Genomic DNA, 20,385 nt, shown 5'->3' with positions numbered 1-20,385 from the left:
CCCGGATCATACCGCAACGCCCTGACCGCTCAGGCCAGCAACTGGGTCAGCAGCAGCCGCTGCCAGGAGCGCAGGCCCGATGGCAACTGCAACGCCGGGCCCAGCAGGGTTCTGCCCGATGCATCCCGCAACCCGGCGGTCTGCAGTTCCATGAACGCGCGCAGGTCTTCCAGCGTGACGTCATAGCGCGGTGCGTCCAGCGGGTTGGCTCGGTCGAGGTGCTGGAACACGCTGTCGATGTCGAGCAGCACCTGCGCCCGTGCCTGCAGGCTCACATGGCAGTGCACCGCATTCGACCGCACCCAGGCGATCGCGGCTTCGGCACAGGCGACGGCATGCTCGCGCCGCTGCCAGGCGGCAGGGTCGTCCTGATCGGTGAGACCGCCCAAGGCCTGGGCCAACCGCGACAGTGGGCTGTCGAGATCACGCAGGCTGGGCCTGTCCGCCTTCGGGCCGGCTGCGGTTTCAGGATGCACGCTGTGCTGCTGGGCCGGCGCTTCGCCCGTGCGCAAGGCCAGCCAGGCCTGCACATAGGGTTCCTGACACACCAGCCACTGCGCATAGTAGGTCGGGGCATAGCGCAGCTGCGGGTCGAAACCGGGCGGATGGCACTGCGCTGCGCCCGCCTGCCCGTCTGTGCGGCTGCGCACTTCGTCAATGCAGCTCTTGACCAGGCGCGCTGCACTGTACTGGCGATCCTTGTCTGCCGCGTCCGCATGTTCGCCATGCACTGCCGCCAGCTGGCGCAGATACAGCACGCCATGTCGCGCCACCAGCCCCAACGTTGCACTCGGGCTGCGCATCAGCAGCGCGGGCTGCTGGTCCAGCAGCATGTGGACGGTGGTGATCAGCGCATCGGCAGCCGTGCGGGGCATGCGCGCGCCGGCCTCCGACGTCAGCCCGTGTTCGGACGCGCGCAGCGTGCTGATCAGCCCGAACGCCACCTCTGCCCCGGTCACCGGGTCATGCAGCTGACGCCGGATCTCGGCACGGAACTTCGGTTCCAGGCATTCGCAGATCAGTTGCGCGCAGGTGTCACTCAGCGCCTCGCAGGTGATCAGCTCGCCCAGATGGAACATGATCACCCCGCAGGTTTCCAGCAGGATGCCGCCCTGGCGGCGGATCAGCGTGGCGCAAAGCTCCACCGCCTGCACCAGGCGTTCGACATCCAGCCCGGACCGGCTGCGGGAGCGCCACATCACACAGGCCACATGCAGCGCCTTGCCGATCCCACAGTTGCTGAGCCGGTAGCGCGGTTGCCCCGCCAGCGCCACGCTCTCGCGCAGCGACTGGATCAGGGTGTCCTGGTCGGCGTCCAGCGTGCTGAAATCACCCGCTACCACCAGGCGCGAATAGAGGGCCGCGATCATGCCGCCCGGCGGCGGGTCGGCCCCGAGGGCCGCGTGCGCGCGGCTCGGCGCGTTGAACAACGAATGCAGCACGACGTCCGCCAGCGCCTGGTTGCGGGTGGGGCCGCGTACCGACGCGACACGGGGTGGCTCAGGCAGCAGCGATGCGCGCACGGGCGCGGGGGATGTACAGGAAACAGCGCGATCCATGGATCTCCTTCATGCAGGGAATACACAACAGGCGCCGCAGAGCGACGCATCCCGAGCATAACGACGCCGCCCGCAGGCGGCGTTCGGAGAAGTCCTATGTTTGCGACGATCAGTCGGCCAGGCCGCGCAGCAGGTCGTTGACGCTGGTCTTGCTGCGGGTCTTGGCGTCGACCTGCTTGACGATCACCGCGCAGTACAGCGAGTGCGTGCCGTCCTTGCTCGGCAGCGAGCCGGACACCACCACGCTGTACGGCGGAATGTAGCCGTAGCTGATCTCCCCGGTGGCGCGGTTGTAGATGCGGGTGCTCTGGCTGAGGAACACGCCCATGCCGATGACGCTGTGGTGACCCACCACGACGCCTTCAACCACTTCCGAACGTGCACCAATGAAGCAATGGTCTTCAATGATGGTCGGGCTGGCCTGCAGCGGCTCCAGCACGCCGCCGATGCCGGCCCCGCCGGACAGGTGGCAGTGCTTGCCGATCTGCGCACACGAACCCACCGTGGCCCAGGTGTCGACCATGGTGCCTTCGCCGACGTAGGCACCGATGTTGGTGAAGCTGGGCATCAGCACCACGTCCTTGCCGAAGAAGCTGCCGCGGCGGGCAATCGCACCCGGCACCACGCGCACGCCGGCGCGACGGAACTTGGCTTCATCAAAACCGGCGAAGCGCGACTCGACTTTGTCCCAGAACGGGGCCGGACGCGCATCCACCACGCCCATGTCGTTGACACGGAAGTACAGCAGCACCGCCTTCTTCAGCCACTCATTGACCTTCCAGCCACCGTGGCCGTCCGGCTCGGCAACGCGGAACTCACCGGTTTCCAGGCCGTCGATGACGCGATTGACCAGCGGCTTGGTCGACCCTTCGATCTCGTGCAGGGTCAGCATGGCGCGGCGCTCGAAAGCACTTTCAATGCCGAACTTCAGTTCTTCCACGCCCGGCGTGGCCGGCTTGCGCAGCGACTTGCGGGCAATGGTTTCGGCGCGCTTGGCGGCGGTTTCGGCGGCGCTGGCAGCGGACTTCTTCGCCGGCGCTTTCTTCGCAGCGGCCACGGCCTTCTTCGCTGCGGGCTTTTTCACGGCCGGGGAAACGGCAGCAGTCTGACCAGCCTTCGGCTGTCGTGAAGCTCTCTTGGCCGCTGCGGTCTTCGCGGCGGTCTTCTTGGCAGGCTTGGTGGCCATCAGGGGGTATCTCCGGCTTTTCGATCAGGATCCAGGCAGGTCAGCATCGCGTCATGCAGCTGCTGCCGGGCGGTTTCAGTCAAGGGTTGGTCGTGCTCGTCACTGATCACGAACATGTCTTCGGCGCGTTCGCCGAAGGTGGCAATGCGTGCATCATGCACTCGCAGGCCCTGGTTGCGCAGCACGAAGGCTACGTCGGCCAACAGCCCGGGACGGTCCGGGGCCACCAGGCTGAAGCGGGTGCTGCCGGCTTCGTTGTCGCTGGCATCGCGGAACTCGATGCGCGGGGCAAAGCGGAAGTGCCGCAACTGACGCGGAATGACGCGTCGCGATGGGCGCAGCCGGGTCAGGTCGCCTGACAGCGCTTCGCGCAGCGCCGCTTCCAGGCGCGGGGCGTCGCCGTCGGCGAAGCTGTCGGCGGGGGTGACTTCGAAGGTATCGAAGATGGTATCCATCGGGCCATCGAGCACGCGGGCACGGTGGATGCCATAGCCCTTGCGGTCGAGGGTCATCACGATCGCGGCGAACAGGCCATCGCGGTCCGGCGAATGCACGAACACTTCCAGTGCATCGTCATCCGGGGTCAGCCGGCGAACCTTGACCAGGGTCTGCCCCTGCTTGACCGGCACCAGCGCGGCGGCCTGCCAGGCCAGCTGCTCGGGACGCAGACGGATGAAGCTTTCGTCCGGCATCACGGTGAACTGGCGATCAATGGTGGCATCGTCGTAGCCACGCTCGCGTACCAGGGCGCGCACCGAATCACGTGCTTCCTGCACGCGCTCGGCGGCCGGCATCTGGTTTTCCAGGCCGTCGCGCAGCGCGCGGCGCGCAGCGAAATACAGGTCCGCCAGCAGGCGGTCCTTCCACGCATTCCAGAGCTTGGGGCTGGTCCCGGCGATATCGGCGCAGGTCAGCAGGTACAGGTAATCCAGGCGGTCGCGACTGGCCACCAGCGACGCAAAACGATGGATCACGTCCGGGTCGGAAATGTCCTGTTTCTGTGCGGTCACCGACATGCGCAGGTGCTGCTCGACCAGCCAGGCCACCAGTTCGGTATCGGACGTGCTCAGCGCATGCGCCTGGCAGAACTCGCGCGCATCCACTGCGCCGAGTTCGGAATGGTCGCCGCCGCGGCCCTTGGCGATGTCATGGAACAGACCCGCCAGCAGCAGCAGTTCCGGCTTGCGCAGACGCGGCCACACTTCGTGCGCGATCGAGAAGCGCTCGTCGGCGCGGCTGCTGGCAAACAGCCCGATGTTGCGCAGGACCATCAGCGTGTGCTGGTCCACGGTGTACACATGGAACAGGTCAAACTGCATGCGCCCGGAAACCTGCGCGAACGCGGGAATCCACTGGCCGAGCACGCCCAGTCGCGCCATGCGCGCCAGCGTGTCCACCGCGCGTGGGCTGCGCATGAGGGCCATGAACTGACCACGGGCATCGACACTGGCCTCGGTGTAGGCCGGCAGCACCGCCAGCGACTCGGCCAGCGCGCGCGCGGTCAGCGAGTGCAGGCCACGCACCTCCGGGTTGTAGGCCCAGCTGGCGAACAACGCGAACACCTGCTGGATATCGCCCTGAGGCCACTGCGGGTCATTGGCGGCCAGATAGCCGCGACGCAGCGAGAAGCCGACGCTGACCGGTTCGGGCACCGCCTCACCGTCAAACTGCTCTTCGAAGCGCTGCAGCAGTCGGTCGCTGATCCGCCGCACCACGGTGGCGCTGCGGTAGAACCCCTGCATCATCTTTTCCACCGCCAGGCTTTCCACGTCGTCGTGGAAGCCCAGGCGTGCGGCGAGGGTCTTCTGGTAGTCGAAGCGCAGGCGCTCTTCCGGCCGGTTGGCGACCAGGTGCAGGCCAAAGCGCAACTGCGCCAGCGCGCAGCGCTCGCGGCGCAGGGCGGTCGCTTCGTCCATGCCCAGGTGGCCCAGCCCGACCAGAGCCTCCAGCTCGCGCACGCCGAACGCACGCAGCGCCATCCAGCCCAGGGTATTCAGATCGCGCAGCCCGCCGGGGCCGTCCTTGATGTCCGGCTCGAGATTGTCGGCGGTGTCGCCGAACCGCTGATGGCGGGCCAGCAGCTCGTCGCGCTTGGCGACGAAGAATTCGCGCGGCGGCCACAGCACATCGTCGTTGATGGCACGCTTCAACGACTGCCGTGCGGCCTCGTCGGCCACCAGCGGGCGCGATTCCAGCAAGGCGGTGAAGACGGTCTGGTCGGCACTGGCGGTCACGCAGTCCTGCGCCGAGCGCACCGCGTGGCTGACCGGCAGGCCGCAGTCCCACAGCAGCGCGAACAGGCGCGCCAGCGCCGCCTCATGGGCGTGCTGCGCCGACGCCTCGCCCAGCACCAGCACGTCGATGTCCGAACGCGGGAACAGCTCTCCACGCCCGTAGCCGCCGACTGCGAACAGGGCCAGACCGGCGGCATTCGGCAGGCAGCGCTGCCAGGCCAGCCGGATCAGATGATCGGCGGCACGCGCACGCAGCGCCAGCAGCCGCTCGATGTTGTCGCCCTGGTCGAAGCGACGATACAGACGGGCATCGGCCTGCTGCAGGCTCTGCCGGGCCAGCGCCGCCCACTCGGGGTCGGCGACGGCATCGGCCGGCGCGTCCAGGACAGGGCTCGCCGGCAACATGCTCAGACCTGCGATTCGCCGGGCGCGAGGGTCAGCACGTCCACGCCGGTTTCGGTGACCGCGATCATGTGCTCCCACTGCGCCGACAGCTTGCGGTCCTTGGTGACCACGGTCCAGCCATCCGGCAGCACCTTGTTGTAGCGGGTGCCTTCATTGATCATCGGTTCGATGGTGAAGGTCATGCCGGGCTGCAGCACCAAGCCCTGACCCGGGCGGCCGTAATGCACCACCTGCGGTTCATCGTGATAGACCTTGCCGATGCCATGGCCGCAATACTCGCGGACCACGCTGAAGCGCTCGCCTTCGGCCAGGCTCTGGATGGCGTGGCCGATGTCGCCCAGGGTTGCCCCCGGCTTCACCGCGCGGATGCCGGCCCACATCGCCTGGTAGGTCACATCGACCAGACGACGCGCCATCACCGACGGCGTGCCGACGAAATACATGCGGCTGGTGTCACCGTGCCAGCCATCCTTGATGACGGTCACGTCGATGTTGACGATGTCGCCGTCCTTGAGCACCTTGCCTTCGCTGGGGATGCCGTGACAGATGACGTTGTTGACCGACGTGCACACCGTTTTCGGGAAGCCGCGGTAGCCGACATTGGCCGGAATGGCCTTCTGCACGTTGATGATGTGGTCGTGGCAGATGCGGTCGAGCTCTTCAGTGGTCACGCCCGGCTTCACATGCGGGGCAACGATGTCGAGCACCTCGCTGGCCAGGCGGCCGGCGATGCGCATCTGTTCGATTTCCTGGGGGGTTTTCAGATTCACGCTCATGCCGGGCATTATCGCCGATCCGGGCTCCAGACTGAACGGGCCGGGCATGAACGTAGAAAATGTGAAAAGCGGCCAGATTTCCTCACGTTTCGACCACGACCGCGCATTTATAAGGAAACCGCGCCCCTGCGGCGCGCCTCCCCCGGCCCCACGGCGGTATCGACTCGTTCATCCAGGACCCCCGTCCAAGGAGAAGACCCATGCGATCCCTGCGACCTGTGCTGTTCAGCTTCACCCTGCTGGCCCTGGCGTCCCCGGCCCTGGCCGCCGACACCACCACGTTCAACGTGCGCATCATCATCACCAAGGCGTGCACGATCACCGCTGCGGCGGCCACCGATGTCGATTTCGGCTCGGCGCTGTCGACCGCCACCACCCCGTCCAACGCACAGGGCTCGGTCACTGCCCAGTGTTCGGCACTGACGCCCTACACCATCGCATTGAACGCCGGTGCCAACGCCGGTACCGCCAACGACGTCACCACCCGGCGCATGATCAACACCGATGCGGCGGTCACCACCAACAATTACGTGGGCTACCAGCTGTACTCCAATGCCACCCGCACCACGGTCTGGGGCGCGACCGCCGGTACCAATACCGTGGCCGGCACCGGCAATGGCCTGGCACAGGCGTATCCGATCTACGGTCAGGTGGCCAATCCCAGCGTGAACAACGCCGCGACCGGTAACTACCAGGACACCGTCACCGCCACCATCACCTACTGAGGTCGCCATGTCGGATCTCGAACGGAGCCGCCTGCGGCCCTCCGGCAGGCATGGCTGTGCCGGCGTATTGCTGGGGATTCTGCTGACCGGCAGCATCCAGGCCGCCAGCCTTCAGGTCGCGCCGACCTCGCTGCAGCTGACCGCCCGGCAGAATGCGGAAGCGCTGTGGATCAGCAACAGCGGCACCGCGCCGGTGGATGTGCAGGCGCGGGTGTTCCGCTGGACCCAGCGCGACGGTCGCGACGAACTGGAACCCACCACCGAACTGGTGATCAGCCCGCCGATGCAGGCGCTGGCGGCAGGACAGCAGCAGCTGATCCGCGTGGTCCGGGCCGATCCGCAGCCTCCGCCGGGCCAGCTCGCCTACCGGGTCATCGTCGATGAGGTACCCACCCTGGACCCGAACCGCGAGGGCATGCAGTTCGTGCTGCGCTACTCGCTGCCGGTGTTCGTGCAGCCGGACGGCGACGCGCCGGACACGCCGGAGCTGCAGGCATCGCTGCTGACCCAGGCCGACGGCACTCTGGCGCTGGAAGTGCGCAACCTGGGCACCACCTATGTCCAGCTCGCCGACCTGGGCATGGGTACGCCCGAGCGACCCCAGGTGTTCAAGCCCGGCCTGGTCGGCTACGTACTCAGTGGCCAGACCATGCGCTGGCCTCTGGAGATCACCGCGGCGCGCCTCAATGGCGCGACCCTTTCGGCAAAGATCAATGGCGCTTCGCAAGCCACGCCACTGCCTGCGACGCCACCGGCTCGCTGAGGCCTGCATGCGCGTCGCCCTGGCTGCTGCTGCGGTCTCGCCCGGGATGCTGGCCGGACCAGCGGGTGCGGCCACGGCACCGGTCGACAGTGGCGCGGAGATCGGAGGGCTGGGGGCGGCCGACGACGTGATGCTGCCGCCGCCCACCCCGTTGACCGCGCCACAGACGCTGTACCTGGACGTCACCCTCAACGGCACCCCGCGCGGCCTGCTGCCGTTCACCGAATCGGCCGGCCAGCTGCGTGCGGATCCGGCGGTGCTGCGCCAGCTCGGATTTGGCGCGCGTGGCGACGCGCCGGTGCCGCTGGAACAGATCAGCGGCGTCGTGGTCCGTTATGACGCGGCGATGCAGACGCTGGCACTGGAGGTGCCGCTGGAACAACTGGACCTGCCGACCACCGAGCTCGGCCAGGCGCGCGAAACCACCCCGGTGGCCAGCGCCTCGCCGGGCGCACTGCTCAACTACGACGTGTATGCCAGCCAGAACGAGGATGCCGGCAACTTGGCCCTGACTGCCGAAGCACGGGTGTTCGGCGTGGGACGCGGTGTGCTGCGCAGCAGCCAGTTGCTGCGCACCTACCAGGAGGGTAATGGCGGTGGCTGGCGTGGCGAGAGCGTGCGCCTGGACAGCCGCTGGAGCTGGATTTTCCGGATCACGCACTGACCCTCACCGTGGGCGATTTCTTCAGCGGCTTCGTCGACTGGAGCCGACCGGTGCGCATGGGCGGCATCCAGATCGGGCGCAACTACGGCCTGCAGCCTTACCGGGTGCTGACCCCGACGCCGAGCTTCCTCGGCGAGGCGGTGGTGCCGTCCACGGTTGAGCTGTATGTGGACGGCCTGCGCCAGTACAACGGCGAAGTGCCGGTGGGCCCCTTTCAGCTGGGTGCGCAACCCGGCATCAGCGGCACCGGCAACGCGCAGGTGGTGATCACCGACGCCTATGGCCGCATGCAGACCCTGGATTTTTCGTTCTATGGCACCCAGCAGCTGCTCGCCGAAGGCCTGTCCGACTGGTCGGCGGGCATTGGCCGTATGCGCCGCGATTACGGGATCCGCTCGTTTTCCTATGACGACGCCTCCATCGGCAGCGCGACCTGGCGGCGTGGGGTAAGCAACCGCTTCACCGCCGAACTGCATGCCGAGGGCGGCGGCGGGGTGGCCAGCGCCGGGGCCGGTGGCTGGTGGCAGCTGGGCCTGGCCGGCGTGCTCAACGCCTCCTATGCGCGCAGTCGCGGTGACGGGCGCGATGGCGGGCAGTGGTCGCTGGGATACAGCTGGAACAACCGGGTGTTCAACCTCAACGCCTCCACCCTGCGGACCCACGGCGATTTCCAGGATCTGGGCAGCCTGCAGGGCGCACGCCCACCGGATGTGACCGACCAGGTCACCGCCGGGGCCAGCCTGGGCCGGATGGGTTCGCTAAGCGCCAGCTACCTGCGCCTGTCGTATCCGGACGGCGATGACCGCCGCTACGCCAGCGTGTTCTGGAACCGCACGTTTTCCGAACGCTGGTCAGCCTACGCCTCGTTCAACCAGAACCTGGACGAAAGCGCCGACCGCAGCATCTACCTGTCGCTGTCGGTCAGCCTGGGGCGCAACCGCCAGAGCAACCTGGCGCTGCAGCGCAATGGCGACCGCAACCTCTATACGGTGGATGTCTCGCAACCGGTGCCCGGCGACGGCAGCCAGGGCGGTTATGGCTGGCGGGTGCAGGCACGGCATGGCGACGACGGCACGGGCGGCCTCGCTGAAATCGGCTGGCTGAACCGGGTCGGCCGCTATTCGGCCGGTGCCGCGCGCCAGGGCGACAGCACATTTGCCTACGCCAACGCCAGCGGAAGCCTGGTGTGGATGGGCGGCCACGTGTTTGCCGCGCGCGAGGTGCCGGACGCCTTTGCCGTGGTCTCCACCGACGGCGTCGGCGGCGTGCCGGTGCGGCTGGAGAACCGGCCGATCGGCGTCACCGACCGCAACGGGCTGCTGCTGGTCACGCCGCTGCTGTCGTGGCAGCGCAACCGCCTTTCCATCGACACCCTGGACCTGCCAGCGGACATGCGTGCCGAGCGCGTGGATGCGCAGGTGACGCCGCGGCAGAGCGCGGGACTGGGGGTCAGCTTCGGTCTGCGCCGCACCCGCGCCATTACCCTGGTGCTGCACGACCTGCAGGACCAGCCGCTACCGGCCGGCAGCCAGGTACGCCTGCCCGACCAGCGCAGCGCCACGGTGGGTTACGACGGTGAGGTGTATCTGGAAGACCTGCCCACGCGGGCGCAGCTGGAGGTGGATACTGCCGAAGGCCGCTGCACGGTCATCGTGCCGCTTGCCGATGCCGCCGGCAGCACGCCGCTGCGACTGGGACCGCTGCGCTGCCAGCCCGGTGTCTCGCCATGAGCCTGAAGGCATTGCTGGGGCTGCTGCTGATGCTGGCCGGCGCACTGCTGGCCGATACTGCGCGCGCCGACACCACCTGCACGACCACCACGCCGGTGACGGCGGCGTTTGGCAACGTGGCCAATGCCGCCGGCAGCCCCACCGTGACCACCACCAGCTTCACCATCACCTGCAACACCGCCGCACTCAGCCTGCTGGCCACCGCGTCGGTACGCGCCTGCATCGGCATCGGCGTCGGCACCACCGGCGTGGCCATATCCCCCCTGCGGCGCATGACCAATGCCAATGGCGACCCGATGTCATTCCAGCTGTTCACCAGCGCCGCCTACAGCACGATCTGGGGACTGACCCCGGGCACCACGCCCGGCCCGCTGGTGGTGGACCTGAATTACTCGGTGCCACTGCTGACCGGCGGCAGCGGCGCGGTGACGGTCACCATCTACGGCCGCATCCCCGCCAGCCAGACCCTGGCCGCCGGCAGTTACACCACCAGCTTCAGCGGGGCCGATGTACGCCTGCAGTACGCGTTCAACGAAGTGCTGCTGGGTACGGCGACCGCGCCGGCGGCCTGCACCACCACCGCGGGCGTGGCCGGCAACAAGACTGCCACCGGCGGCTTCCCGTTCACGGTCACCGCCACCGTGCTGCCGCAGTGCAGCGCCTATGTCACCACCGACATGGACTTTGGCAGCAACGCCGGGGCCATCACCAGCAACATCGACCGCACCTCGACCATCGGCCTGACCTGCCTGAACCGCACCGCCTACAACATCGCACTGGACAACGGGCTGTATGCCAACGGTACGGTCAGGCGCATGCGCCATACCACCAACAGCGCGTACTTCATTCCGTACGAGCTGTACCGTGACAGCACCCGCACCCAGCGCTGGGGGAGCACCGTCAACGTCGACCGGGTCACCGGCACCGGCACCGGCAGCGCGCAGGTCCTCACCGTATACGGGCGCGCCCCGCCCACCAGCGGGGCGGTTGCCGCTGGCAGCTACAGCGACCAGATCAAGGTGACGATCACCTACTGAATGCTCAAGCGCGCGTGGCGCGGGCCGATACCGTTGGCGTCCCTTCGCCTGCCCGCTCGCGCCATGTCCTTTCGCCCGTTCCTGCCGTGCCTCGCCCTGCTGGCCGCCGCCCTGCCCGCATTGGCCACTGCACGGTCGGCGGAGCCTGCGCCGGCCCCGGTGCCGCTGCGCATCCACCTGAAAGTCGTGGATGCCTGCCGCCTCGACCCGGGCTCCCGGGCAGGCGCGTGCGCGACCGCGCATCAGCGCAGCACCCCCGATACCCCCGCCCCGCCACAGGTACAGGCGTTGACGCCGCCCGTGGACGCAGGCCCCGATGCACAACGCGCATGGCACACGCTGACCTTCTGAAACGACTGGCCGCCGGGCTGATGCTCACCGCCAGCAGCGCCGCACAGGCGCTGGAGGTATCGCCGCTGTCGGTCACCCTGGCTCCCGGCCAGCGCGATGACAGCGTGTGGCTGTACAACGACAGCGACCAGCCGTGGCACGGTCAGGCCCGCCTTTATCACTGGGCGCAAGGCCCGCAGCACGAGCGGCTGGAACCGGCCGTGGTGCTGGCCGTCAGCCCTTCCGAGCTGCGGTTGCCCGCACATGGCCGGCAGCGGGTGCGGCTGGTGTGGTCCGCCGCCAGCCCCGTCACTGAACAGAGCTACCGGCTGGTACTGCGGGCCGGGCAGGACAGCCCGGCGGTACAGATCTCGCTGCCCGTGTTCGTCGCCGGGGCTGAACACCGGGCGGGTCCGGCACTGGCGGTCAGGGTTCTGCCCGGCTCCGGCCCGGCAGTGCTTGAGCTGTACAATGGCGGCTCCCGCCATGCCCGCCTGTCCGACCTGGCCTTCATTCCTGGAGGCGGCGCGGCACAGCCGCTGCTGCCGGGGTTGGCGGGTTACGTGCTGGCCGGCCAGACCCGGCAATGGCCCCTGCCCGGCGCTGCCGGCGCCTACGCAGACGGGCGTTTCAGCGCCCGCCTGGGCCAGGACGAGCCGGTCCTGCTGGCCCCGCTGGACCCCGCAATTGCACCCGACACCGGCAGCGGGCTATAATCGACTGGATTTCCTGCGCCTTCGCGTGCAGGAACCCGCCAACACCGGGCGTCACCGGTGAATACACACCTGCTACTGCCATTCGTGCCGGGGTGCTCCGCAAGGAGTTCGGTCACGGAAGCAGCAGGGAAGCCCAACCCCGGAACCTCCCGCCTCGCGGCGGACCGCCCATTCCCTTTCCCGTGGCGGCCGGTTCCCCATCAGGAGTTTTGCAATGCCCCAGGTCACCATGCGTCAGATGCTGGAAGCCGGCGTCCACTTCGGCCACCAGACCCGTTACTGGAACCCCAAGATGGGCCAGTACATCTTCGGCGCCCGCGGCAAGATCCACATCATCAACCTGGAAAAGACCGTTCCGCTCTTCAATGACGCGATGAACTTCATTTCCAGCGTTGCCCAGAAGCGCGGCACCATCCTGTTCCTGGGCACCAAGCGCAGCGCCCGCGAATCGATCCGTGAAGAAGCCGAGCGTTGCGGCATGCCGTACATGAACCAGCGTTGGCTGGGCGGCACCCTGACCAACTTCCGTACCGTCAAGCAGTCGGTTGCCCGCCTGAAGGAACTGGAAGCCGGCGAAACCGACGGCACCTTCGACAAGCTGGTCAAGCACGAAGTGCTGGGCCTGCGTCGCGAGCGTGACAAGCTGGAAGCCTCGCTGGGCGGCATCAAGGACATGAACCGTCTGCCGGACGCCATCTTCGTCATCGACATCGGCCACGAAGACATCGCCATCAAGGAAGCCAAGAAGCTCGGCATCCCGGTGATCGCCGTGGTTGATACCAACTACAACCCGGAACTGGTCGACTACGCGATCCCGGGCAACGACGACGCCATCCGCGCCGTGCAGCTGTACGCCCGCGCCGCTGCTGACGCCGTGCTGGAAGGCAAGGCCGCTGCTCCGCACGCTGCCAGCGTCCGTGAAGAAGAGTTCGCCGAAGCCGCTGCTGCTGAAGAAGCCAAGCCGGCCCGTCGCGCTCCGGCCAAGAAGGCCGCTGCCGACAAGGGCACCGAGGCCTGATATCGGCCTGCGGTGGGTGCACGCACCCACCGCGCCCTGTCTGCTGCCGCAGGCGCGACAGGGTCTTTGTCACACGGGCCGGCCACCATGCCGGCCCAACCCCTTTCTTATGTGAGGAATTCCCGTGGAAATCACTGCTTCCCTGGTCAAGGAACTGCGCGAGCGCACTGGCGCCGGCATGATGGAGTGCAAGAAGGCGCTGACTGAAAACAACGGCGACATCAACGCCGCTGCTGAAGCCCTGCGCAAGTCCGGCGCTGCCAAGGCCGACAAGAAGGCTGACCGCGTGGCTGCCGAAGGTCGCCTGGGCCTGGCCCAGGACGGCGGCAAGGCCGTGCTGGTCGAAGTCAACTCGGAAACCGACTTCGTCGCCAACGACTCCAACTTCAAGTCCTTCGTCGACGCCGTCGCCGCTGCCGCACTGGCTTCGGGCGCTGCCGATGTGGAAGCGCTGAAGACCGCCACCCTGGCTTCGGGCCAGACCGTGGAAGAAGCCCGCGCCACCGCGATCCAGACCCTGGGTGAAAACATCCAGATCCGTCGCCTGGTCAAGGCCGACACCACCGGCAACATCGGTGCCTACGTGCACACCAACGGCAAGGTCGGCGTGCTGGTCGAACTGATCGGCGGCGACGTCGAGCTGGCCCGTGGCCTGGCCATGCACGTGGCTGCCATGAAGCCGCCGCACAACAAGGCGGCTGACGTGCCGGCCGAGTTCGTGGCGAAGGAAAAGGAAATCGAACTGGCCAAGATGTCCGAGAAGGACAAGTCCAAGCCGGCCGAGATCCTGGAAAAGATCATCAGCGGCAAGATCAACAAGATCGTCAACGACGTCACCCTGTACGGCCAGTCGTACGTGCTGGACGGCGACAAGACCGTCGAGCAGGTCGTGACCGCCGCCAAGGCCGACGTGGCTGGCTTCCAGCTGCTGGTCGTGGGCGAAGGCATCGAGAAGGTGGTGGAAGACTACGCCGCCGAAGTGATGAAGCAGGCCGGCCTGGCCTGATTCTCGCCTTCAAGCGATAACGAAAAAGCCCGGCTTCGGCCGGGTTTTTTTGTGGCTGGCATTCGTAGAGCCGGGCCTGCCCGGCTGCTGTTGGTTTTTGGCGAACAGCCGGTAGTCATCGGTTCCCGTGCTTGGTCGCGCCGGGATGGGTTTGCGGGACACGCCGTAAACCCGTCCATGGGGGCTCGTCAAAAACATCCATGTTTTTGACGGTCCCGCAAACCCACCCCGGCACGCCCCAGACAGTTGGCCGGTGGCCATGGGAAATGCCACAGCCACATGCTTTTGATTTCCGATGGCCACCGACCCACTGTCGATGGCGGGTCTGGATGGGCTGGAGGGGGCGTGAGCCGCATGGATGCGGCGATCGAGCTTACATGGACGTACTTGCAGCGTCCCCCGGAACGCCCGTCCCGAGCCGCCAAACCAGGGATTCCGTGAACCGAAGGTTGTTCGCACAGATCCAACAAGCCCGGCTCTACGTAGATCGTGCAATCAGGCGATCACGGCTTGGTCTGGAAGGTGACTTCTTCGTAGGGCTGCACGACCACCCAGCCTTCGCCGGCGAACTTCAGCTGCAGGCTTTCGCCCGAGCCGCGGCCCAGCAGGGTGCCCAGCGAAATGTCGGTGACGACCTCGGGGGTGAGCGTGCCCGACCAGGCCACGGTCGAACTCGGGTCGGTGAAGATCGGGCCGGTCTGCGCGCTCACCGGCAGGGTCATCGGCTCGTAGTGCGAGGTGATCGCCACGATGCCGTGGCCGCTGAGGCGGATGTTGAACAATCCGCCTGCCATCATCCCCGCCACCTTGCGCATCATCGTGATCTGCGAGTCGATGCCATCTTCGAACGCCAGCACGTCATTGCCGTTGACGAACACCGAGTCGCCCTCCAGGCGCAGCAGGGTGATCTTCTTGCCCATGTCCGCCAGGTAGACCCGGCCCTGCCCTTCGGCCTTCATCAGGCGCAGGCCCTCGCCCGTGGCCAGCTTTTTCAGCAGGTTGCCCACGCCACGCTCCAGCACCCCCTCGCGGGTGAACTTCACCGCGCCCTTGCGTGCCACCATCGCGCCCGACTTGGCCCATACCCGGCCATCCACCCGGACTTCCAGCATGTACGGGCTCTCCAGTTCGAACGCATCGGAACTGAGATCCTTTTCCTGCGTGGCAGCCAGGAATTCCTTGAGCGACTTCACAGCCATGGGCAGCAACTTCCTTTTAAGTGAGTGCGCGCATGGTACAGGTTCGGCGATTGTGTTAACAAAGAGATCAGGAGGCCACCCTTGCCTCAAACCAGGGTGACCAACCTCACGTTTTCGGACATGGCAAGCACTACAGCTCAAATCTGTGACGTACTCCATGTATTCTTGCCACATCATTTCAGTGTTCCTGCCATGTCTCCCGAGCTGACTGCCGCCCTGGCGCTCTGCCGCAACCTGCCCTCGCCGCCCGGAATTGCCCTGCGCATCATCGAGCTGGCCCAGAACCCGGAAGCGGACATCACCACCGCCGCCGATATCATCGGCATCGACATGGCGTTGAGCGCGCGCATGCTGCGCATCGCCAATTCGCCGCTGTACGCCAGCCGCCGCCGAATCGAGAACCTCGGCCAGGCACTGACCATGCTGGGCCTCAATGCCACCGTCAGCCTGGCTCTGGGCTTCACCGTCACCCGCGACCTGACCGCCCCCGGTCAGGGCCAGGACGTGCGCGAGCGCGCTTGGCGGCGCAGCATCCTCAGCGCACTGGCCGCCAGCCTGCTTGGCCAGGCCCGCGGCCTGCGCAAGGCCGAGGAGCTGATGCTGGCCGGCCTGCTGCAGGACATCGGCATCCTCGTCCTTGCCCAGAGCGAGCCGGACCGCTATCTGCCGGTGCTGCGCGCCGCGGCCGACAACGACCAGCTGCTGGCGCTGGAGCGTGAGCAGCTGGACTGCACCCACGCCGAGGTCGGTGCCTGGATGGCCGAGCAGTGGGACCTGCCCCGCTATCTGGTCGACGCCATCGCCCGCAGCGAGTCGCCCGAGGCTACCGAAGACAAATTCCAGGCCTGCGTGGCCGTGTCCGGCGCGGTCGCCGACATCTGGCTGAGCGCCGACACCGACAGCGCGCGCGAACTGGCCCTGCAGCGCGTCCACGACACCCTGCAGCTGGACAGCGCCCAGTTCGACCAGGTGCTGGCCCGGATCAGCGAGGCCCTGCCCGACATCGGTGCCTTGTTCGAAACCACCCTGACCTCACCGCTGCGGGTGCAGCAGCTGATCGACCACGCCCAGGAACTGGCGACCCTGCGCAACCTGCGCGAGATGCAGGACGCAGCCATGGCCCGGCAGCGCGCGGACGAATTCGAGGCCCGGGCCAACCGGCTGGCCGAGCAGGCCCACCGCGATGCCCTCACCGGCGTGCTCAACCGCCGCCAGCTGGAAGCCGTGCTGGAGCAGGAGTTCAACCGCGCCACCCGGCACGGCTGGCCGCTGTCGGTGGCCTTCATCGACCTCGACGATTTCAAGAAGGTCAACGACGCCCACGGCCATCTGCTTGGCGACGAAGTGCTGCGCAGCTTCGCCTCCAAGCTGCAGGAACAGCTGCGCAGCAGCGACACCGTGGCGCGCTTCGGCGGCGAGGAGTTCATCGCGCTGCTGCCCAACACCACCGAAGCGGTGGCGCTGGAGGTCATCCGCCGGGTGCTGGCCAACATCGTCAACACCCCGATGGCCGACGTCGGCGGCAGCCCGCTGTACATCACCTTCTCGGCCGGGGTTGCCACCCAGGGCGGCTATGAGCGCTTCGCCGAGGTCCAGGACCTGCTGAAGGCGGCTGACGACGTCCTCTACCGGTCCAAAAGCCTGGGCCGCAACCGGGTCATCGCCCGGTCCCCGGATACCGCGCCCGCCTGAACAGGCCTGGAAGGCGTCGCGGCGAACGCTGCCGCGACGCAACAAAATTTCTACGCCGGTTGACGCCGCATCCAGTAGAATTCCCGCGTTTTCCACGCACCCAGAGGCCGTCATGTCCAATCTCACCTATCGCCGCATCCTGCTGAAACTTTCCGGGGAGGCGCTGATGGGAGACGAGGACTATGGCATCGACCCCAAGGTCATCAACCGTCTGGCGCGTGAAGTGATCGAAGCCCAGCAGGCCGGTGCCGAAGTGGCCCTGGTGATCGGCGGCGGGAACATCTTCCGCGGAGCCGGTCTGGCTGCCGGCGGCATGGACCGCGTCACCGGTGACCAGATGGGCATGCTGGCCACCGTGATCAACGCACTGGCCATGCAGGACGCGCTGGAAAAGCTCGGGGCCAAGGCCCGCGTGATGAGTGCGATCAAGATCAACGACGTGTGCGAGGACTACATCCGCCGCCGCGCCATCCGCCATCTGGAAAAGGGCCGTCTGGTGATCTTCGCCGCCGGCGTCGGCAGCCCGTTCTTCACCACCGACTCCGGTGCCGCGCTGCGCGCCATCGAAATCGGGGCCGACCTGCTGCTCAAGGCGACCAAGGTCGACGGTGTGTACGACAAGGACCCGAACAAATACAGCGATGCGGTCCGCTTTGACAGCCTGACCTACGACGAGGTCATCACCCGCGGCCTGGAAGTGATGGACACCGCCGCCTTCGCCCTGGCCCGCGACAGCGACCTGCCGCTGCGCGTGTTCGACATGGGCCAGCCGGGCGAGCTGCTGAAGATCCTGCACGGCGAGAACATCGGCACCCTGGTGCGCGGCCGCAACACCGCCTGATCGAGGTTTCCGGGTACCGACCAACGGTCGGTACCTACCGGGTGGGGCCCGGCAGCGGCCTTGGTTCACCGGATTTCGCCTATAATCGCCCGATTCTCTGTGACATCCAGGATTCGGGCGATGCTCAACGACATCAAGAAAGACGCGCAAGAGCGCATGGCCAAGAGCATTGACGCTCTGAAGCACACCCTCACCTCGGTCCGTACCGGCCGTGCCACCCCGGCCCTGCTGGACCGTGTCGTCGTCAACGCCTATGGCAACGCCTCCACGCCGCTCAACCAGGTCGCGTCCATTTCCAATGCCGACGCGCACTCGCTGCTGGTCACGCCGTTCGACAAGAGCATGATCAAAGAGATCGAGAAGGGTCTGTACAACGCCGAGTTCACCCCGAACACGCTGGGCACCGCGATCCGCATCAACATGCCGCCGCCGACTGAAGAGCGCCGCAAGGAACTGGCCAAGCAGGTCAAGGGCGAAGGCGAAGGTGCCAAGGTTGCCGTCCGCAACATCCGCCAGGATGCCAACAAGGCGATCGCTGCCCTGTTGAAGGACAAGGCAATCAGCGAAGACGACAAGAAGCGCGGCGAAGACGACATCCAGAAGCTGACCGACAAGGCCATCAAGGACGTCGACAGTGTCGTGGCTGATAAAGAAAAGGAACTGATGCAGGTCTGAGCCCATGTCACAGGCCCCGACCCCTGCTGCCGGCGTGCCCCGCCACCTGGCCATCATCATGGATGGCAACGGGCGCTGGGCGCAGAAGCGTCGCCGTCCGCGCGTGATCGGCCATCGTGCCGGCGCGCGTGCGGTCAACCGCACCATCGACTTCTGCCTGGAGCGCGGCATTGCCGCGCTGACCCTGTTTGCCTTCTCCAGTGAGAACTGGGGCCGGCCGACGGAAGAAGTCGACGCGCTGATGAAGCTGTTCCTCAACGCGCTTGAGCGCGAGGTGGATGAGCTGCATCGGCGTGGCGTACGTGTGCGCTTCATTGGCGAGCGCGAACGCTTCGGTGCCGGGCTGGTCAGCCGCATGCAGCTGGCCGAACAGCGCACCGCTGACAACACCGCGATGACCCTGAGCATTGCCGCCAGTTATGGTGGCCGCCAGGACATCGCTCGCGCCGCGCGCGAACTGGCCGTTGAAGTGGCCGCCGGTCGCCTGCTGCCCGAGCAGATCGACGAGGCCCTGCTGGGCAGCCGGGTCGCGCTGGCCGACCTGCCGGCACCCGATCTGTTCATCCGTACCGGCGGCGACACCCGCATCAGCAACTTCCTGCTGTGGCAGCTGGCGTATACCGAACTGTGGTTCACCGACGTGCTGTGGCCCGAGTTCGATGCCACCCACCTGCAGCAGGCGCTCGACGCCTATGCCTCGCGTGAACGGCGCTTCGGCCTGACCAGCGCCCAGATTGCCGCCCTGGCCACCGAGACGTCCCACCCATGACCAAAACCCGAGTCATCGCCGCGCTGATCATGGCGCCGGTTGCCATTGCGGCCATCCTGCTGCTTCCGACCCAGTGGCTGGCCGCCGCCGCCGCCGCCGTGTTCCTGATCGGCCTGTGGGAATGGCTGAAGCTGGCCCAGGTCGAAGACACCCTGGCCCGCACCGTGCTGCTGGTACTGAACCTGGTGCTGATGGTGCTCATCGTGTGGGCCGACGCCGGCACCCTGGTGCTGTACCAGATCGCCACCCTGGCCGGCATCGGCTGGTGGCTGCTGGCCCTGCTGTGGCTGCGTTTCTTCACCTTCGGGGCGGAACCGGGCAGCCATGCGCGCACGCTGAAGCTGCTGGCCGGCTCGCTGGCCATCGTGCCGGCCTGGGCGGCGCTGGTGCTCATCCATGCCAGCAGCGACAACGGCCACCTGTGGCTGCTGACCGCCCTGGCCATCGTCTGGGCGGCAGACTCCGGCGCTTACTTCGCCGGACGCACCTTCGGGCGCACCAAGCTGGCTCCGCGAATCAGCCCGAACAAGACCTGGGAAGGTCTGGTCGGCGGCCTGCTGGCCGGCCTGCTGGTCGCGCTGGTGTTCGGCTGGATGGCCGGGGCCACCTCCGACCATCTGCTTGGACTGGTTGTCACCACCGTGGTCGCGGTGTTCGCCTCGGTGCTCGGCGACCTGTACGAAAGCCTGATCAAGCGCCACGCCGGTGCCAAAGACTCGGGCCACATCATTCCCGGCCACGGCGGCGTGCTGGACCGCATCGACGGCGTCCTCGCCGCCCTGCCGGTGTTCGCGCTGGGCAAGGAAATCTTCGGGTTCTGAGCATGCACAGCCCCACTGCCCTTCGCCAGGTCGCCGTATTCGGTGCCACCGGCTCGATCGGTGCGTCTGCACTGGATGTGATCGCACGCCATCCTGACCGCTACCGGGCCACCGTGCTGGCCGCCGGCACCCAGGTGCAGGCGCTGCTGGCGCTGTGCGTGGCGCACCGGCCGGACCACGCCGTCATTGCCGACGCAGCGGGCTTCGCCGCACTGCGCGACGGGCTGCGTGCGGCCGGC

The 20,385-nt window shown here is 67.1% G+C and carries 17 protein-coding genes and 2 pseudogenes; 14 read left to right on the top strand and 5 right to left on the bottom strand.

Annotated features, from left to right (window positions below; translation table 11 throughout):
* Positions 1-29 precede the first annotated feature (29 nt).
* The 4 genes from RT551_RS16900 to map form a co-directional block, all read right to left on the bottom strand.
* The gene (locus RT551_RS16900) at positions 30-1,559 is read right to left on the bottom strand and encodes a hypothetical protein (protein ID WP_313460761.1); all 1,530 of its coding nucleotides are present in this window, start codon (positions 1,557-1,559) and stop codon (positions 30-32) included.
* A 109-nt stretch (positions 1,560-1,668) separates the two neighbouring features.
* A complete protein-coding gene (dapD, locus tag RT551_RS16895) occupies positions 1,669-2,745 on the bottom strand; it encodes a 2,3,4,5-tetrahydropyridine-2,6-dicarboxylate N-succinyltransferase (protein ID WP_313460760.1) in 1,077 nt (358 codons plus the stop codon).
* Entirely contained in the window at positions 2,745-5,384 is a 2,640-nt protein-coding gene (locus tag RT551_RS16890; protein ID WP_313460758.1) for a [protein-PII] uridylyltransferase, read from the bottom strand. Before RT551_RS16890 ends, dapD begins: the two co-directional genes overlap by 1 nt.
* A 2-nt stretch (positions 5,385-5,386) precedes the next feature.
* Positions 5,387-6,160, bottom strand: coding sequence for a type I methionyl aminopeptidase (gene map, locus RT551_RS16885; protein ID WP_311190699.1), 774 nt, complete (start codon positions 6,158-6,160; stop codon positions 5,387-5,389).
* Positions 6,161-6,360: 200 nt separating this feature from the next.
* Here map and RT551_RS16880 point away from each other — a divergent pair, with 200 nt between their 5' ends.
* From RT551_RS16880 to tsf, 8 genes and pseudogenes are all read left to right on the top strand, one after another.
* Positions 6,361-6,885: a spore coat U domain-containing protein gene (locus RT551_RS16880; protein WP_311190698.1), complete on the top strand. Its 525-nt coding sequence runs from the start codon at positions 6,361-6,363 to the stop codon at positions 6,883-6,885.
* Between the two features lie 7 nt (positions 6,886-6,892).
* Positions 6,893-7,648: a molecular chaperone gene (locus RT551_RS16875; RefSeq protein ID WP_313460755.1), complete on the top strand. Its 756-nt coding sequence runs from the start codon at positions 6,893-6,895 to the stop codon at positions 7,646-7,648.
* A gap of 46 nt (positions 7,649-7,694) precedes the next feature.
* Positions 7,695-10,042: pseudogene (locus RT551_RS16870) on the top strand (fimbria/pilus outer membrane usher protein).
* Complete coding sequence (locus RT551_RS16865) at positions 10,039-11,079, top strand: spore coat U domain-containing protein (protein ID WP_313460753.1); 1,041 nt, start codon at positions 10,039-10,041, stop codon at positions 11,077-11,079. Before RT551_RS16870 ends, RT551_RS16865 begins: the two are co-directional and overlap by 4 nt.
* A gap of 63 nt (positions 11,080-11,142) precedes the next feature.
* On the top strand, positions 11,143-11,430 hold the full coding sequence (locus tag RT551_RS16860; protein WP_313460751.1) for a hypothetical protein: 288 nt from the start codon (positions 11,143-11,145) through the stop codon (positions 11,428-11,430).
* Positions 11,409-12,125 carry a fimbria/pilus periplasmic chaperone gene (locus tag RT551_RS16855; protein WP_313460750.1) on the top strand — a complete coding sequence of 239 codons (717 nt, stop codon included), beginning with the start codon at positions 11,409-11,411 and terminating at the stop codon, positions 12,123-12,125. The genes RT551_RS16860 and RT551_RS16855 overlap by 22 nt, the downstream gene beginning before the upstream one ends.
* Before the next feature lie 214 nt (positions 12,126-12,339).
* Entirely contained in the window at positions 12,340-13,143 is an 804-nt protein-coding gene (gene rpsB / locus RT551_RS16850) for a 30S ribosomal protein S2 (RefSeq protein WP_313460748.1), read from the top strand.
* Positions 13,144-13,267: 124 nt separating this feature from the next.
* Positions 13,268-14,149, top strand: a complete 882-nt coding sequence (gene tsf / locus RT551_RS16845) for a translation elongation factor Ts (RefSeq protein ID WP_313460746.1) — start codon at positions 13,268-13,270, stop codon at positions 14,147-14,149.
* Positions 14,150-14,652: 503 nt separating this feature from the next.
* On the opposite strand, the gene RT551_RS16840 is transcribed toward tsf, so the two are convergent.
* Positions 14,653-15,348: an AIM24 family protein gene (locus tag RT551_RS16840; RefSeq protein WP_313460744.1), complete on the bottom strand. Its 696-nt coding sequence runs from the start codon at positions 15,346-15,348 to the stop codon at positions 14,653-14,655.
* A gap of 192 nt (positions 15,349-15,540) precedes the next feature.
* Here RT551_RS16840 and RT551_RS16835 point away from each other — a divergent pair, with 192 nt between their 5' ends.
* The 6 genes and pseudogenes from RT551_RS16835 to RT551_RS16810 form a co-directional block, all read left to right on the top strand.
* Positions 15,541-17,040 (top strand): GGDEF domain-containing protein, encoded by a 1,500-nt coding sequence (locus tag RT551_RS16835; protein ID WP_313460742.1) that lies wholly within the window; start codon positions 15,541-15,543, stop codon positions 17,038-17,040.
* A 112-nt stretch (positions 17,041-17,152) separates the two neighbouring features.
* Complete coding sequence (gene pyrH / locus RT551_RS16830; protein ID WP_313460740.1) at positions 17,153-17,881, top strand: UMP kinase; 729 nt, start codon at positions 17,153-17,155, stop codon at positions 17,879-17,881.
* 120 nt (positions 17,882-18,001) lie between these two features.
* Positions 18,002-18,556 carry a ribosome recycling factor gene (gene frr / locus RT551_RS16825; protein WP_313460739.1) on the top strand — a complete coding sequence of 185 codons (555 nt, stop codon included), beginning with the start codon at positions 18,002-18,004 and terminating at the stop codon, positions 18,554-18,556.
* A gap of 4 nt (positions 18,557-18,560) precedes the next feature.
* Positions 18,561-19,325, top strand: coding sequence for a polyprenyl diphosphate synthase (gene uppS, locus RT551_RS16820; RefSeq protein WP_313460738.1), 765 nt, complete (start codon positions 18,561-18,563; stop codon positions 19,323-19,325).
* Entirely contained in the window at positions 19,322-20,146 is an 825-nt protein-coding gene (locus RT551_RS16815; protein ID WP_313460736.1) for a phosphatidate cytidylyltransferase, read from the top strand. Before uppS ends, RT551_RS16815 begins: the two co-directional genes overlap by 4 nt.
* A 2-nt stretch (positions 20,147-20,148) precedes the next feature.
* Positions 20,149-20,385, top strand: a pseudogene (locus RT551_RS16810) (1-deoxy-D-xylulose-5-phosphate reductoisomerase); the annotation flags it as partial.

This window comes from Stenotrophomonas sp. (assembly GCF_032103445.1).
Classification (GTDB): domain Bacteria; phylum Pseudomonadota; class Gammaproteobacteria; order Xanthomonadales; family Xanthomonadaceae; genus Stenotrophomonas.
Note: the sequence above shows the minus strand (reverse complement) of the source record. Positions and strands in the feature narration are given on the sequence as shown.